Below are 14,780 nucleotides of genomic sequence, written 5' to 3'. Positions count from 1 at the left end.
CCCGGCCTCTGCTGAGTGCCAGAGACCAGGCTCTCAACATTGACAAGCCTGGCTTGACGGAGACGGCCCTATAGGGTATACTGTCCCTCAAAACTAGAACAAATTTTCTAAGTCGTCCCCAAAGCCTAAGCGCAAGACAAGAAAGGAAGCAGGTGACAGTTTGAACCCGAGCCATCTTCGGCGAGCTGCGGAGTCCCTCCCTCTGCGTCAGCTCCCGCACAGCGATGACGAACGAGTGAGCACAGTTCACGAAGAAGATGAAGCTTCCTGGAAGGAGGTGCGTCCCACCAGCGTCGTGCGTCGCTATCAGGTGTTAGCCGATGTGAAGACTGAGGTCGGGCGGGTTCGTGCCGATGCTCTACCGGAGAGTAGTCTGGTCAGTACACGGCCTAGCGCTGCTCAACGTCAGAGTGAAATGAGAACACCCGCGCCAGCGCGCCGCCGGGCCAGCGAGCGACAGCCTGCAGTGAACCCAGCAGTCGCTGCTCCAGAGCGGGCGCGGGAGCGGCGCACCGAGGAGCCATTACGGTCAGCACCATTATCCCAGCAAGCCGGGAGGCGCTATCACTGGCTGCTGTGGCTGGGCCTCTTTTGGCTGGCGATGGTTGTCGGCTGGGTCGTCCTGACCGCTCTGACCGGCTGGTGGCAGACCACGCTCGATGACTGGCGTTATGGGCGCCCGCGCACCTTCCAGATCGATGCCGTGGTGGGCCATAACGATTCCCCCACGAACCCGAGCCACTTTATTGCCTTGAATCTCAACCGCCACGTCGAGATTATCGAATTTCCTGGCGGCGATGCTACCAAAGCCCGTATCTATGTAGGGCCAGTACTGGTTGGGCCTGGGCAAGACCTGGCACCAGTGACTCTCAGCTTCCAGGATGTCAACGGAGATGGCAAGCCCGATATGGTTGTGACCATCGAAGGAAGCCACTTCTTCTTCATCAACGAGAACGGTTCCTTCCGCCCCGCTCGACCTGGCGAGCCACTCAGATTCACCTCTTCCTGATGTGGACAGCGCTGTCTCGGCCCCGGGGCGGGGTTCAGCGCCTCTCGCCGGGAGAGAGCTGGTCAAGATCAGCACTCTCTCCCCCGGCCCGGGAGGCAACAAACCGCTTGATGCTGCAGTGCATCTCTTGCTTCCTCTATCGCAGGGCGAGCAAGCCCGACTAGACTCAGCTATCGCGCTCCGATGGAGCGGCTACTCCCACAGCCTGCAGCACTTGTGGCTGCCGATGCTGGTGACCTGGGAGCTGGAATTCGGGCACAACACTGACTTCTGCGGCAGCTGGGACGTGATAGACACGTCCTTCAGCGCTTTCCTTGTTGGACGGTTCTGGACGTAATGCGAGAATAGCGAAAATGATTATCCATGAAATGAGTAGTATCAGAAGTGTCCAATATATAATAGTTTGGCTTAGCAGAATAGCGAGACCGCTCATGGGCACATCCCTTAGAGATTTGGATACGCTGACATTGTCGTAGACGATAACCAGACAACAGCTTAACGATGGCCAGACCAAGGTACCGCCGTAGTCGTTGGCTGCGGGTAGGTGCCGAGGGTTTCAAAAGGACAGAGGCGAGCTGGCCTCGCTCTGTCGAGCGTTGTGCCTTCTTCTCCCTCCTGTGCTGATAGACTTTAGAGAAGCAGCCGACCGTACAGACTCCCCAAGGTTTACAAACGTATCCTGCTCTCAAAAGTTACGTAGGAGGAGAGGATTTTTCTCCCCTCGATGGGCGGCGAGACCAGCGCGTGCAAAAGTCAGACCGCTGCTCCTGATGGCGAGGAATAGGTCTGCCTACGCCTGGCCTGTGGAGAAAGTCTTGGCCCTGCTTGCATCAGCATCCGCTGTCTGCCAAGCAGGCATGATCTCTCTAGTAAGATAGACCTGGAGAAAAGCACTGCTTTGACAGGCAGCGCCAGCGCTCAATCAAGCTTAATTGAGCACCCCTTCCCTGCTTGTCTTCCCATCGGGAGAGGAGCATAATAGAAGCGAATGATTCCGGTGAAGGGGTGCTGAGCCTGGTAAGGAGGGAGTGCATGGAGCGTGTTAACTGGCAGCGTGTTCGAGATATTCTCATTAGCATTGTCTGCATCTGCATTCTAGGCTGGTTAGGATGGAGCATTTCCGGCCTCTTTCTCCATGCCCTGGTGCTGCTCCTGCTGGCCATGGCCATAGCTTTTCTTGTCTCGCCACTGGTCGACAAGCTCCAGCGCTTTGGTCTACCGCGCTCGCTGGCCACACTGCTCGTCTACGTTGTAGTATTAGTAGTGGTCGGAAGTCTCTTCTACGCCTTGCTGTTTGCCCTCATTCGTCAGGCGCAGACCTTCTCGGTGACCATCCAGAATTATGCCTATCAGCTACCTGAGTTGTCGGCGAAGCTGCAGAAATTTCTTGTTGACCAGGGCATTCCGCAAGAAAAGATCGACAGCGTCTTAACGCAGATCGAGATGCAAGCGACCGACTTTGCGCGTTCGCTTGTCAACAACATTGTGGGCTTTCTCTTCACCCTGACTGATCTCATTGTCAATGTCGTCCTGGTGACGGTCCTCAGCTTTTACCTGACCCTGGATGGCAAACGTATCCGCGACAGTCTTTTCAAGGTGGTGCCGCGGCGTTCATTGCCTCACTTTCTCCTCTTCGAAGATGCCCTCAATCGCGTCGTAGGCAACTATATCCGCGGTCAGTTGACGCTGGCGGTCATCATTGGGGTGCTGGCGGGGCTGGGCTGCGCCAGCCCCTGGTTGGGACTCAAAGACTATGCCTTGATTGTGGGGGCCCTGGCCTTCCTCTTTGAGACCATTCCGATGGTCGGTCCGGCTCTGGCCTCTCTGCCGGCGGTGGCCATCTCCCTTCTCTTGCCCGAGCCATTCCCTCGCACCTTCGTGGTCATCGGCTACTTCGTGATCATCCAAATCGTCGAAAGTAATGTCCTGGGTCCGCGCATCGTGGGCCATGCTGTAGGGCTGCATCCGGTGGCCTCGATCCTGGCCTTAATCATCGGCGCCCAGCTCTTTGGAGCCTTCGGCGCCCTGATTGCGACTCCCATTGTGGCCGCCGCCTGGGTGGTGGTTACCAGCATCTACCGCTCCCTGGTGAAGGGAGAGAGCGCTGAGCAGATCTTGACCCCGCGCCGTCAGCCCTGGGTCTTGCGTCGACGCCGCACTCAGCAGCAGCCGGGCCTGACCGGCGCGGCCAAGGTGGCTCATGGTCTGCGTACTACAAGTGAGGTGATCCTTGATCAAGGGATAAACCGTGTCAGCGCCGCTCCGGCTATCAAGAAGGGAATCGACCTGGAGGAGAAGATCGAACAGCTCGACCTTCTGCGCTCCTTCCCTGAGCCGCAGGAACAGCGCCACACGGTTGTTCAGGGTGAGCAACAGGAACAGGATGAACCTGTCGAACGCTAACAGGGGCAAGCGGACCGCTTTAGCCAAGCGCCCCAAAAGCTTTGCGAATGGCGTCCTCGCCTTCTGGACTCACCAGCGCGAAGATCTCGTCATCTTCCTGGATCACAGTGTCGGCGTTGGGGATAATAGGCTGGTTATTCCGCACGATCAAAGCCAGGTTACTATTGCGCGGCAGGTTGATCTCGCGTAAGGTCTTGCCGATCGTGGGCGACTCCGCAGGTATGCGCAGTTCGACAAAGTCAAGGCCCGCCCTGCGTAGCTTCATGAGCGGTACAAAGCGTGTGGTAGGTATCTCCGCCTCGATGAGCGAGAGAATGGCTTTAGTTGGACTGACGGTGATATCGATGCCAAGCTTCTGAAAGATCTTTTCGTGCTTCGGATTGTTGAGCCGGGCTATAGTGCGGTTGACGTTAAAACGTCGCTTGGCCATCTGGCAGATGACCAGGTTGTCATCGTCTTCGCCGGTGACGGCGATGACCACATCCGCACGCTTGGCACCGGCATCTTCCATGACGCGCGCTTCGCAGGCATCGCCACGCACGACGGCCTCCCCCAGCTCTTCACTCAGTGCCTGGTAGCGCGCGGCGTCCTTCTCAAGGAGCAGAACCTCATGTCCCTGGTTCAGGAGCGTTTTGGTGAGGTAGTAGCCGATGTCGCCACCGCCTCCGATGATGATATACATAGAGCTATCCTCTATTGTTTCTCGTCTTGTCGCGCTGCTTTTGCCGCTGTAGGCTCGCTGAGGAGGACCTCAGCTAGCATCTGCGCCCCTATCGTTGTGGGACAGAAGGTCTCCAATCCCAGCTCATGATAGGTGCGCTCCCGAATCGGGTCGTAAATACGGCAGACGACTTTTTTAACGTGGAAGATCTCCTTGGCGATCTGGCTCGCCATGATGTTGCGATTATCGCCATTCGTGACCGCCGCGAAGGCGTCGGCTTCCTTGATACCGGCGCGGATCAGGATGTCCTCATCGACCCCGTTGCCCAGGATGGTCTCGCCCTTGAAGTCGGGATCAAGACGCTGAAAGGCTTCGCTACTATAGTCGATGACCGAGACCTGGTGACCCGCGCGATCCATCATATTGGCCAGCGTTGCGCCAACGCGGCCACAACCGAGGATCACTATTTTCACCTGTTGCCTCCTGATTGGCAGTGAGGGTTGACGTCCCTCCCGCCAGTACTATCAGCCTTGGCTCGCTGACTGACCAATGCCGCACCTCTCCGCTCGTGGACAGGTGTGCATAGCGGGGAAACCCACCAGACGATATTATATCATTGCTGTGCCAGCCTGTACGCTCTCCCTGACCGGGCCTCCTGTTGCCAGCCAGGCTCCTCCCGGGACGAACTGCTCTCTTGTCGAGAGCGCTGAGCATGATACAATAAGGCTCATGAAGCAAGGTTATCTCTTGAAGAGGATTGACGAGCGCCGGGTCTGGGATAGCTTTCTGGAGGAACACGACGGCCACCTGTTGCAAAGCTGGGGCTGGGGTGAGCTAAAGGCCGAGGCTGGCTGGCAACCTCTGCGTCTGGCGCTCTGCGAGCGGTCGACGGGACGCATAGTGGCTGCTGCTCAGGTGCTCTGCCGCGGCGCTCCTCAGATGCCGTACTGGTGTGGGCATCTGGCCTACATTCCTCGCGGCCCTGTGCTCGACTGGTCTCATGAGGAAAGCTGCAGCGCTTTCTGGACAGCTCTCCATCGTCTGCTGCGCCGACGTGGGGCCTTAGCTCTGCGCCTGGAGCCACCCCTGCTGGCGGGCACTGAGCTGGGAGAACGAGTGGCACACCGCCTGCTGTCCTCCGGCTTCCGCCCTGTGCGCACTATTCAGCCGCTGCGCACAATCATAGTTGATCTAGACGCTGACGAGGAGACACTCCTGGCTCGTATGAAGGAGAAGTGGCGCTATAATCTGCGTCTGGCTGCCCGACGAGGTGTCAGGGTGCGCGAGGCTCAGACCCTTGAGGATGTGCGCGCCTGGTATGAGCTATTGAAGATCACGGCAGCGCGCGATGGCTTTGGTATCCATCACTACGAGTACTATGAGCACGCCTGGCTGATTCTCGCTCCCCGCAATCAGCTTGATTTGCTGCTTGCCGAGTATGAGGGACAGCTCTTAGCTGGGATCTTTGTGGGACGCATGGGGCGTGAGGCGCTCTATCTCTATGGGGCCTCCAGCAACGAGCTGCGCCAGCTTATGCCCAATTATTTGCTCCAGTGGGAGGCAATGCGTCGGGCCCGCGCCGCTGGGGCTGTCCGTTACGACCTGTGGGGTATTCCTGAAACCGAAGACGAGCACGAGCCGCTAGCGGGTGTCTACCGCTTCAAGCGCGGCTGGGGTGGCGAGGTAGTGCGCTTCCTCGGCGGCTATGAGTACGTGTATCGCCCGCTCAGCATGAATCTGACACGGCGCCTCCTTGGCAAGCGCCTTGCCCTCTAGGCAGACACCTGCTCTTTCTCACGCTCTCCCCTGTGTTGCCCTCCCCCTCGGCTCCATTGCCGCTTCTTCTGGCCTCGCCTCTCTCCGACCTGTCACCTTCTGGCTGGCTGATCCGTGTCTTTGGAGGAGAGAACCAGGCGAAGAGAACATGCTCTTGGAGAGTGGGCTGCTGGTGAGGCGTATCAGGCCCATTTTCCCCCCCTGGACTTCTTTCTCAAAGAGGTGCAGATCATTCAGAAGTGGTGCGGAGGGCAGGAGCAGGTTAATCGCTAGCGGGACCTGCTCTGCCCTGTTGGCCTGCATAAGCGGTTTTACCTAAGGAGGCGATATGTCCGGTGAGCGTGGATGTTTATTCAATTCACTGCTCTTTCTCATAATCGTCTTTGTGCCAATTGTTGGGCACATTATCGAGACATTCATGATTTTAGAGGATGGCCATTCGACCGCTGGCAAGCTCCTCTGGCTGGCGGTCATCTGGTTCATCCCGTTCCTTGGGCCGTTTCTCTACCTGCTCTTTGGTCAGCGGCGTCATCATGTTGCCTTTGGCCAGCCGAGCTATGGGACGCGCTAAGACTGAGAAGGGGAGGAGGGCATGGTGGATGGAGCCTCGCGCAGCATGGCCCACAGGCGCAGGCCCTGGCCGTGGGGAATCGGCGTCTCGCTGACCACGCGGAAGCCATGCCTCTCGTAAAAGCCGACGTTGCGCGGATTCTGGGTTTCCAGGTAGCAAGGGAGGTGGCGGGCGTCGGCCTGCTGGAAGACAACCTTCAGCAAAGCGCTGCCGATTCCCTGGCCCTGGTAAGGAGGATCAACACCCAAGGCCCAGAGATACCAGTGTGGCCCATGTGTGTGCAGCGCATGCTGACGGGCGGCATAGCGCTCGGCCAGGCCGATCCGCCAAAGACCGCCCAGGCCGACGCGCAAGGGAGAAAAGCGCAGGCCGATGCTCAAGAGGCGCTCCAGTGTAGGGGTTGTCTCGCCGGGTGGTAGCCAGCAGGCGATCCCTTCCAGGCCCGGTGAGGCATAGACCTGACCGTAGCGCAGGCAATAGTGGACCGTCATGGAAAAAAGGCCGGGCAGCACAACGGCGCGGCGCCTCTCCTCAGGAAGCACAAAAACCATCAGCGGATCATGTTGGAAAGCTCGTGCCAGAACCTGGCAAGCCTCGGCTGCCTTTTCTGCAGATAACAACATTGGTTCAGATCTCGATTGATTCATAGCCTTCCTTTCGTCCTTCTCTCTTCTCTTGGTGTCCATACCAACCTGGCCCGCTCATCTCCGCCCAGCTGACAAGCAGCCTGGCGTGGTCGAGAAGCGGCCAGGCCGCAGAACAACCAGTGCCATGCTGACCCTTGACAGCTCCAGCCATCTCCGCTATACTAACTAACAACTATAATGTACCCGAACAATTGAACCGACGCGGTTAGCGCTCTCATCAAGACGGGTGGAGGGAGACGGCCCTGTGAAGCCCGGCAACCCGCCAGCAGAGCTGCTGGTAAGGTGCCAATTCCGGCGGAACACTGTTCCGCAAGATGAGGGGAACCTGGCAATGATGCTAAAGACCCCTTTTCACAAAAAGGGGTTTTTTCTTGCCCCGCGTACCGGGCGGGTACGAGTGTGCTCACCAGTCGTCTAGCGGTCAATCGAATCGAGAATAACGTTGACGAGGACGAGTAGACGTCGTATGCGGCTACAGAGAGTCGGCGGCGCTGAGATGCCGGCGCTGCGGCGGCGTTGAAAATGCCCTCCGAGTTGCAGGTTGAAGGCCCGCCTTGGGCGGGCGAGTAGACTGTGCCGGGTGGCTCCGTTACAAGCTGCAGTGTTGCGAGCGAGCTGCATCCTGGGCAAGATGCGGCCTTGGATGGTTCGGTCAGCCCGACAGCTGAGATCTGAGCCGGGCCAAGAGTAGCCAGAGGAAGGAAACCGCCTGAGTTGGGCTGCGCTCTGATGCAAGGTCATGGTTGAGCCTGGGGACCTGCGGCTTGGCAACACTCCAAGGTCAGCGTCGTGAGGCGCTGGCAAAACAGGGTGGTACCGCGAAGAGACTGTCCCTCGCCCCTGGGTAGGGTGAGGGTTTTTTTGTTCCCTTTTTGTTGCAAGGAGTGTGCACATGGTGGCTCGCGTCGAGCACAGTGTGGTGACAGGTACACAGCCTGCTCCTGTGAATCACTTGCAAAGCTATACCTTTGACTCGTTGCCGCTTCAGTACGGTGGCCGTTTTGGCCCCGTGACGCTGGCGTACGAAACCTGGGGGCGCCTCAACGCGGCAGGCGACAATGCCATCCTGATTGCCCATGCCCTGACGGGCAGTTCGCATGCCCATGATCCTGAGCACCCGGACGACCCGAAGGCCGCCTGGTGGAACCCGCTGATCGGCCCGGGCCGGCCCTTCGATACGTCGCGCTACTTTGTCGTCTGCTCAAACGTGCTCGGCGGCTGCTATGGCAGTACTGGTCCTTCGTCGATCGATCCGAGCACGGGGCGACCCTACGGCATGCGTTTCCCGCTGGTCACGATCCGTGATATGGTCCATGCCCAGCGCCGCCTGATAGAGCACCTGGGCATTCGGCGCTTGATTGTGGCCGGCGGCTCGATCGGTGGACAGCAGGCGCTGGAGTGGGCAGTTTGCTACCCGGAGCTGGTGGAGAAGGTCATCGTGGTGGCAGCGACGGCGGCGTTGACAGCTCAGGCTATTGCCTTCAGCGAGGTGGGGCGCCAGGCCATTATGCTGGACCCGCGCTGGCAGGGCGGTGATTACCCACCCGGTCAGGGACCCGATGCCGGCCTGGCCATCGCACGTATGCTTGGCATGATCACTTACCAGAGTGAAGAGGCAATGGAGCTGCGCTTCTCCCGTCGCCCGGCTCGCGCTGGTGAAGTGCCTTCACCGACCCGCACTCCAAGTCTGGGAAAGCGCTTCGATGTAGAGAATTATCTGTATTATCAGGGTAATTCCCTGGTGCGGCGCTTCGACGCCAATACATATCTATATCTGAGCCGCGCGATGGATCTCTACGATGTCAGTGAGGGCTATCCTTCTCTCGATACGGCTCTTACTCGTATTCGCAGCCGCGCGCTCTTTATCGGCATCCGCTCTGATTTTCTCTTTCCGGCGGCCCGGGTCCGCTGGCTGGCCGAGCGTGTTCGAGCGCTTGGAGGAGAGGCGACCTATGTCGAGTTGGATTCTCCTCATGGCCATGATGCTTTCTTGAAAGAGTGGGAGCAGATGAACGCTGCTCTGCGCTGGCTGGAAACCTGATCAAGCCGCGCATTGCCGGGCGCCCGTTCCCTTGTCCGAAGTGTCCGAAGCGTCGTCGGTTCTTCTGTCCGTCCCTGCGGTGGCGGCCTGTCGTTAGATCTGGTTTTTCTCAGGAGTAGATTCTCTCATGGCACTGAACAGCAATCGTAGTTATGGTTTTGAGACGTTGGCGTTGCATGCAGGTCAGGAAACGGCTGATAGCGCCACAGGTGCCCGGGCCGTTCCTATCTATCAAACAAGCTCGTTCGTGTTTGACAGCCCGGAGCACGCCGCTGATCTTTTTGCGCTGCGCAAGTTCGGCAATATCTATACGCGCATTATGAATCCTACCCAGGACGCCTTCGAGCGCCGGATCGCAGCGCTGGAGGGTGGTGTGGGGGCGCTGGCAACCGCTTCCGGCCAGGCGGCAGAGACGCTGGCTATTCTGACCATTGCTGAGGCAGGCGATGAGGTGGTCTCCTCCACCAGCCTCTACGGCGGCACCTATAATCTCTTCCGCTACACGTTGCCGAAGCTTGGCATCACGGTGCGCTTCGTCGATAGTCGTCACCCGGAGCAGTTCCGTGCTGCGATCACCGAGCGCACCAAGGCGATCTACGCTGAGGCCCTGGGCAATCCCCGGCTGGACATGCTCGATATCGAAGCTGTAGCTGCCATTGCTCATGAGCATGGTGTTCCCTTAATTGTTGATAATACCTTGCCCACGCCCTATTTGTTGCAGCCGCTCAAGCATGGGGCCGATATTGTGGTCCATTCGGCAACCAAGTTCATTGGCGGACATGGCACCTCCATCGGCGGGGTGATTGTCGATGGCGGCAAGTTTGACTGGAGCAATGGGCGCTTTCCGGCCTTTACTGAGCCTGACCCTTCTTATCATGGCCTGCGTTATGTCGAGGCCTTCGGGCCGCTAGCCTACATTATCAAGGCCCGTGTGCAGCTGATGCGCGATATTGGCGCCGCCGTCAGTCCTTTCAATGCCTGGCTTTTCCTGCAAGGTCTGGAGACCCTGCCCCTGCGTATGGAGCGTCACAGCCAGAATGCCCTGCGTATCGCTGAGTTTTTAGAAGGCCACCCGGCGGTGAGCTGGGTCAGCTACCCTGGTTTGCCCAGTCATCCTCAGCATGAGCTGGCGGTGCGCTATCTAACACATGGTTATGGGGCTATTCTGGGCTTTGGCATCAAGGGAGGGCTGGAAGCTGGTAAGATGCTGATTCGCCATGTAGAGCTGTTCTCTCATTTGGCGAATGTGGGCGATGCCAAATCGCTGATCATCCATCCGGCCAGCACCACTCACTCGCAGCTGACGCCCGATGAGCAGCTGGAAACGGGCGTGACCCCCGATTTTATCCGCCTTTCGATTGGGCTGGAAACTGTTGAGGATCTGATTGAAGATCTAGATCAGGCGTTGCGAGCGGTCTCGGCTAAGCTCGGCGAGCCGCTTGGTGTCGCGTAGGAAGAAGCGAGGCAAGCAAGAGGTGTCTCGCCTGGGAGATAAAGGGTGATTGTCAATGGATGTTGAGTGTTCGCTCTGTGTGCTAAAGTTCGGTGGTACCTCTGTTGGTAGTGGCGATCGTATTCGCCGTGTTGCCCAGATTGTAGCTCAGGCAGCCACTAAAGCTCTCGACGAGGCTGCGCCTTTTCCCGTCGTTGTAGTCTCAGCGATGTCAGGCATTACGGATCAGCTGCTGCGCATTGCCCATCATGCCCGTCGTAGTGAGAGCCATGAATGGCGTCGCGAGTTGGCGGCTCTACGTGAGCGGCACCTTCAGGCCGCTGAGAAGGCTGTCCATGATGGAAAGCGTCTGGCGGAGCTCAACGCTGCTCTAGAGCAGGCGCTGGCCGGACTGGAGCGTGAGGCCGCTAGCTGCGAGGACTATGTTGACGCAGTGGCTGCCTGGGGGGAGCGCCTGTCTGTGCTCTTGCTGGCTGCCGCCATCAATGACCTTGGCCTGCCGGGAGTAACAGCGAACCCGGTGCGTGAAGAAGTTATTGTAACGGGAGAGCCGCAGGGCAGCGCGCCGAGCGAGCCGGGCGCTGTCATTGGCGCAGAGCCTCTAGAAGAGGAAACGCGTGCTCGTGCGCAGCTGTTGCTCCAGCCACTGCTTCAGGAACGGACAGTACCGGTGGTGCCGGGCTTCATCGGTCGCACGCGTGCTGGGCTAGTCACAACCCTGGGGCGCAACGGCTCCGACTACTCTGCCACTGTCATCGGGGCCGCCATTGACTGCGGCGAGGTGGCTATCTACACCGATGTGGACGGGGTTATGTCTGCCGACCCGCGCATCGTCGCCAATGCGCGTCTGCTGCCGGCCTTGACCTATGCGGAGGCGGCGCGCCTCTCCTGGTTTGGCGCCAAAGTCTTGCATCCGCGCACTCTGATCCCGGTAGCCCAGCGCAATATCCCCGTGCGCGTGCGTAACACCTTCCGTCCTCAGATGCAGGGCACGCTCATTGGACCAGAGGGCAAGTATCACAGTGGCGCGACGGCCATCACTGTTCGGCGGCGCCTGGCTCTGGTGACTGTCGAGAGTACCAACATGTTTGGGGCGCCCGAGAACGCTGGTCAGGTCTTTGCCCTGGCGGCTCGTGTCGGGGCTGCCCCCGTGGCCATCTGCTCCTCTTCCGGCCACCATCTCTCGTTCATGGTCGAAGAGCAGGCCGCGGCCTCAGTCGTCTCCTTGCTTCAGCACGACCTGGGGCACTGGCGTGTCAGCTGTCGTCCAGGCCTGGCTGCCTGTGCCTGCCTCGGCTCCGGCTTCACGAGCGATCCGATGAGTCCAGCCCGCGCTATTAGCGCGCTAGCGCGCGAGCGCATTCCGATTATCTCCCAGGGAGCTTCCGAGCAGGGCATTATTCTCATCATTGAGGATGGCGACAGCGAGCGTGCTCTGCGCTGCCTCCATCGCGATTTGATCGCGCCGGTGATCCCTCTAGTGCGCCCTCCAGCTCATGGAAAGCGTCTGGAAGCGCTGAAAGCCCGCTAGGCTGGGATAGAGAGGATGCGCGAGTAGAAGGCATGGGCAAAGGAGGATGCCTTGACAATGCAACAGATACAACAACGTCTTCCGGTGGCGGTACTCGGGGCGACTGGTATGGTAGGGCAGCGCTTTATCGAGCTGTTACAAGGCCATCCCTGGTTTGAACTGGTAGCCCTGGCGGCCTCTGACGTACACAGGAGCCGCCCCTATGGCGAGGTAGCGCGCTGGCGTCTTGGAAGCAGCATGCCCGAGCAGGTGGCCCGACTGCCGGTCTTGCCCTGCCGCCCGGAGGCTCTGCCCGAGGTCAAGATTGCCTTCTCGGCTCTGCCGGCTGAGGTCGCCGGCGAGGTCGAGGCTGCTTTTGCACAGGCTGGTGTGGCCGTCTTTAGCAATGCCAAGACCTATCGCATGGAACCCGATGTGCCGCTATTGGTGCCCGAGGTCAATGCTGAGCATGCCCTGGCCATCCAAGAGCAGCGCAAGCGCCGAGGCTGGAGCGGCTGCATTGTGACCAATCCCAATTGTTCGGCCACCCCGTTGGTGATGGCGCTCAAGCCCTTGCAGCAAACCTTTGGCATACGCAAAGTTCTGGTGACGACGCTGCAGGCGATCTCGGGGGCTGGCTATCCGGGTCTACCCTCCTACGATATTCTCGACAATGCCATCCCCTTCATCTCCGGTGAAGAGCCGAAGGTTGAGAGCGAGACACTCAAGATGCTGGGCGAGTGGCACGAAGCGAGTGGTTTCAGCATGGCGCCATTGGTCGTGAGCGCGCATTGCAATCGTATCGCCACGCGCGAGGGCCATCTGGAATGCGTGAGTGTCGAGCTGGAGCGTCCAGCCTCGCCTGAAGAGGTGATCGCGGCCTGGGAGCATTTCCTGCCTGAACCTCAACGTCTGCGGCTGCCGAGCGCTCCCGTGCCGCCGCTGATCTATCGTCGCGAGGAAGATCGTCCACAGACACTCCATGATCGCGATGCGGGTCGAGGAATGGCGGTCACGCTAGGGCGCCTGCGTCCCTGTCCCGTCTTGAGCTATAAATTTGTCGCGCTGGGCCATAATACCATCCGCGGTGCGGCGGGTGGCTCCCTTTTAAATGCGGAGCTATGTGTCAGCAAGGGCCTACTTTGAGAGCGCCTGGCTTTGACTGAGCAGAGAGCGAACCTGGAACTAAGTGTTTCCGGGTTCGCCGGCCTTGCGTTCAGCCCGCCTCTGCCTCTGGCCAGCGGCAGGCCGGGGATTTTATTGACCTGCCGCTGCCAGTGTGGCCTGGGTGCGAATCAGATCAGGAATCAGGTATTGAGCATTGGGGCTGCCTAGCCCGGTCACAGCATCCCAACCTGTTCCAGCAAGGTAGCCAGGGACATTCACCCCCTGGTGAACACTGTTATCCCCCACAGTAATATCGTGGAAATCGCGCTGGTAGTTCGCGGTAGTTGCCAGCGTATACAGGGCTGGGTTCAGAAAACCGAGTGGGTGACCGGCCATCTGATTGGCAATCGCCGCTAGCGCAGCCCACATTGGAGCGGAGGCGCTGGTCCCACCGACTGTCTCCCAGACGCCGTTGAAGTAAAAAGCCAGATTAGTGCTCGGATCGGCAGCAGCGGCCACGTCGGGAACCCCACGCCGGCCCTGGAACGCTGCCTGCGTGGAGGAGGGCAGCAACTTCTGATAGGATGGCTCCGGGAAGAAGGCACTGAAGCCGCCGCCGCTCTGGCTCCAGCCAATCTCGTGGATCTGGGTCCCCTGGCGCAGCAACGTTGTCCCTCCAACACTGGTCACCCAGGGCACATCGGCGGCGAAACTGGTCGTGGCCTTGGGCGAAAGCCGCGACATATTTAAATCGGCGTAGTCAGTGGCGCCTTGATCTCCCGATGAGCTAAAGAAAGTCATATGCTCCTCTAACGTCGCCTTCTGGAGCAGGGTGTTCCACTGTTGCACCTCCTGCCGACCTGCAGCATTCTCCAGGGTTACCTCGGAAGCCCCCCAGCTTTGGGAGACAATCGTGCCCAGGTGGTGGTCGATGGCATACTGGATCAGCTGGCGGAACTCGGGCAGTCCAACTGTGCCTTCCGTTTCGGCAACCGGGCTGACCAAGACCACAATATTAGCCTCGGGGGCCAGGGCATGGATGATCTCTACATCGAGTTCGGTTTCACCAGCCCAGCCGCTCTTGTCGTGGTGGGGATCGTACTCTGGCTTCTGGATTGGCTGGATCACTTGAACCTTGGTGAGCGGCAGCTGAAAGCGACGGCTGAAGACATCAAGATCCTGTTGCAGGGTGGGACTGCCGAACGAGACGATATCGATAATGGTCTGGCCCTTGCCGGTATAGCCGCGCTGGATTAACGGCTCGATGCCATAATATTGGCGAAGCTGGAGGGGAGTATAACAGGTTACTTCGGAGCTGAAAAGGATAGGAGGACAGCTCTCGACTGCTGCGTTGGGAGTGGGCGTGCGCGGCGTAGCGGTCGTCGTGGAGCTTCTCTGTGGGCCGCCATTGATCCCAGGTAGACCCGTGCAACCACTGAAGGCAAGCACGAGGGTGAAGGATATCAGTATCACCAGCTTGAGGAAAGGCTTTTGTTGGCCGTGGCCTTGCATCCAGCTCTCCTTCTGAAAAATATCCCTGTCTGCTGTGCCGTGCCATGAGTGGGCGCAAACAGTGCAGCATCCCATAGCGGTTCACTGCCG

12 protein-coding genes and 1 riboswitch are annotated in these 14,780 nt (G+C 59.2%); of the genes, 8 read left to right on the top strand and 4 right to left on the bottom strand.

Features of this window, described 5'->3' with window-relative positions:
• Positions 1-160: 160 nt before the first annotated feature.
• Both KTAU_RS05345 and KTAU_RS05340 read left to right on the top strand, forming a co-directional pair.
• Positions 161-1,009 (top strand): FG-GAP repeat domain-containing protein, encoded by an 849-nt coding sequence (locus KTAU_RS05345; protein WP_151727360.1) that lies wholly within the window; start codon positions 161-163, stop codon positions 1,007-1,009.
• Positions 1,010-2,041: 1,032 nt separating this feature from the next.
• Complete coding sequence (locus KTAU_RS05340; RefSeq protein ID WP_151727359.1) at positions 2,042-3,412, top strand: AI-2E family transporter; 1,371 nt, start codon at positions 2,042-2,044, stop codon at positions 3,410-3,412.
• 19 nt (positions 3,413-3,431) lie between these two features.
• On the opposite strand, the gene KTAU_RS05335 is transcribed toward KTAU_RS05340, so the two are convergent.
• Both KTAU_RS05335 and KTAU_RS05330 read right to left on the bottom strand, forming a co-directional pair.
• A complete protein-coding gene (locus KTAU_RS05335) occupies positions 3,432-4,094 on the bottom strand; it encodes a potassium channel family protein (RefSeq protein WP_151727358.1) in 663 nt (220 codons plus the stop codon).
• An 11-nt stretch (positions 4,095-4,105) separates the two neighbouring features.
• Positions 4,106-4,546 carry a potassium channel family protein gene (locus KTAU_RS05330; protein WP_151727357.1) on the bottom strand — a complete coding sequence of 147 codons (441 nt, stop codon included), beginning with the start codon at positions 4,544-4,546 and terminating at the stop codon, positions 4,106-4,108.
• 274 nt (positions 4,547-4,820) lie between these two features.
• Here KTAU_RS05330 and KTAU_RS05325 point away from each other — a divergent pair, with 274 nt between their 5' ends.
• A complete protein-coding gene (locus KTAU_RS05325; protein ID WP_170293079.1) occupies positions 4,821-5,849 on the top strand; it encodes a lipid II:glycine glycyltransferase FemX in 1,029 nt (342 codons plus the stop codon).
• A 328-nt stretch (positions 5,850-6,177) separates the two neighbouring features.
• Positions 6,178-6,420, top strand: a complete 243-nt coding sequence (locus tag KTAU_RS05320; RefSeq protein ID WP_151727355.1) for a PLDc N-terminal domain-containing protein — start codon at positions 6,178-6,180, stop codon at positions 6,418-6,420.
• Here KTAU_RS05320 and KTAU_RS05315 read toward each other — a convergent pair.
• A complete protein-coding gene (locus tag KTAU_RS05315; protein ID WP_170293078.1) occupies positions 6,417-7,067 on the bottom strand; it encodes a GNAT family N-acetyltransferase in 651 nt (216 codons plus the stop codon). The two genes, KTAU_RS05320 and KTAU_RS05315, sit on opposite strands and share 4 nt — an antisense overlap.
• 211 nt (positions 7,068-7,278) lie before the next feature.
• Positions 7,279-7,388: riboswitch (SAM riboswitch) on the top strand.
• A 571-nt stretch (positions 7,389-7,959) separates the two neighbouring features.
• Here KTAU_RS05315 and metX point away from each other — a divergent pair.
• From metX to asd, 4 genes are all read left to right on the top strand, one after another.
• Positions 7,960-9,108, top strand: a complete 1,149-nt coding sequence (metX, locus tag KTAU_RS05310) for a homoserine O-acetyltransferase MetX (RefSeq protein WP_151727353.1) — start codon at positions 7,960-7,962, stop codon at positions 9,106-9,108.
• Between the two features lie 127 nt (positions 9,109-9,235).
• On the top strand, positions 9,236-10,561 hold the full coding sequence (locus KTAU_RS05305; protein ID WP_151727352.1) for a homocysteine synthase: 1,326 nt from the start codon (positions 9,236-9,238) through the stop codon (positions 10,559-10,561).
• 55 nt (positions 10,562-10,616) lie between these two features.
• Positions 10,617-12,092: an aspartate kinase gene (locus tag KTAU_RS05300; RefSeq protein ID WP_151727351.1), complete on the top strand. Its 1,476-nt coding sequence runs from the start codon at positions 10,617-10,619 to the stop codon at positions 12,090-12,092.
• Between the two features lie 57 nt (positions 12,093-12,149).
• Positions 12,150-13,217 (top strand): aspartate-semialdehyde dehydrogenase, encoded by a 1,068-nt coding sequence (gene asd / locus KTAU_RS05295; RefSeq protein ID WP_151727350.1) that lies wholly within the window; start codon positions 12,150-12,152, stop codon positions 13,215-13,217.
• Between the two features lie 111 nt (positions 13,218-13,328).
• On the opposite strand, the gene KTAU_RS05290 is transcribed toward asd, so the two are convergent.
• Positions 13,329-14,690 (bottom strand): S53 family peptidase, encoded by a 1,362-nt coding sequence (locus KTAU_RS05290; RefSeq protein ID WP_170293077.1) that lies wholly within the window; start codon positions 14,688-14,690, stop codon positions 13,329-13,331.
• Between the last annotated feature and the right edge of the window lie 90 nt (positions 14,691-14,780).

The sequence above is a fragment of the Thermogemmatispora aurantia genome (assembly GCF_008974285.1).
Taxonomy (GTDB): Bacteria; Chloroflexota; Ktedonobacteria; order Ktedonobacterales; family Ktedonobacteraceae; genus Thermogemmatispora; species Thermogemmatispora aurantia.
This window is presented reverse-complemented; position numbering and strand designations above follow the sequence as displayed.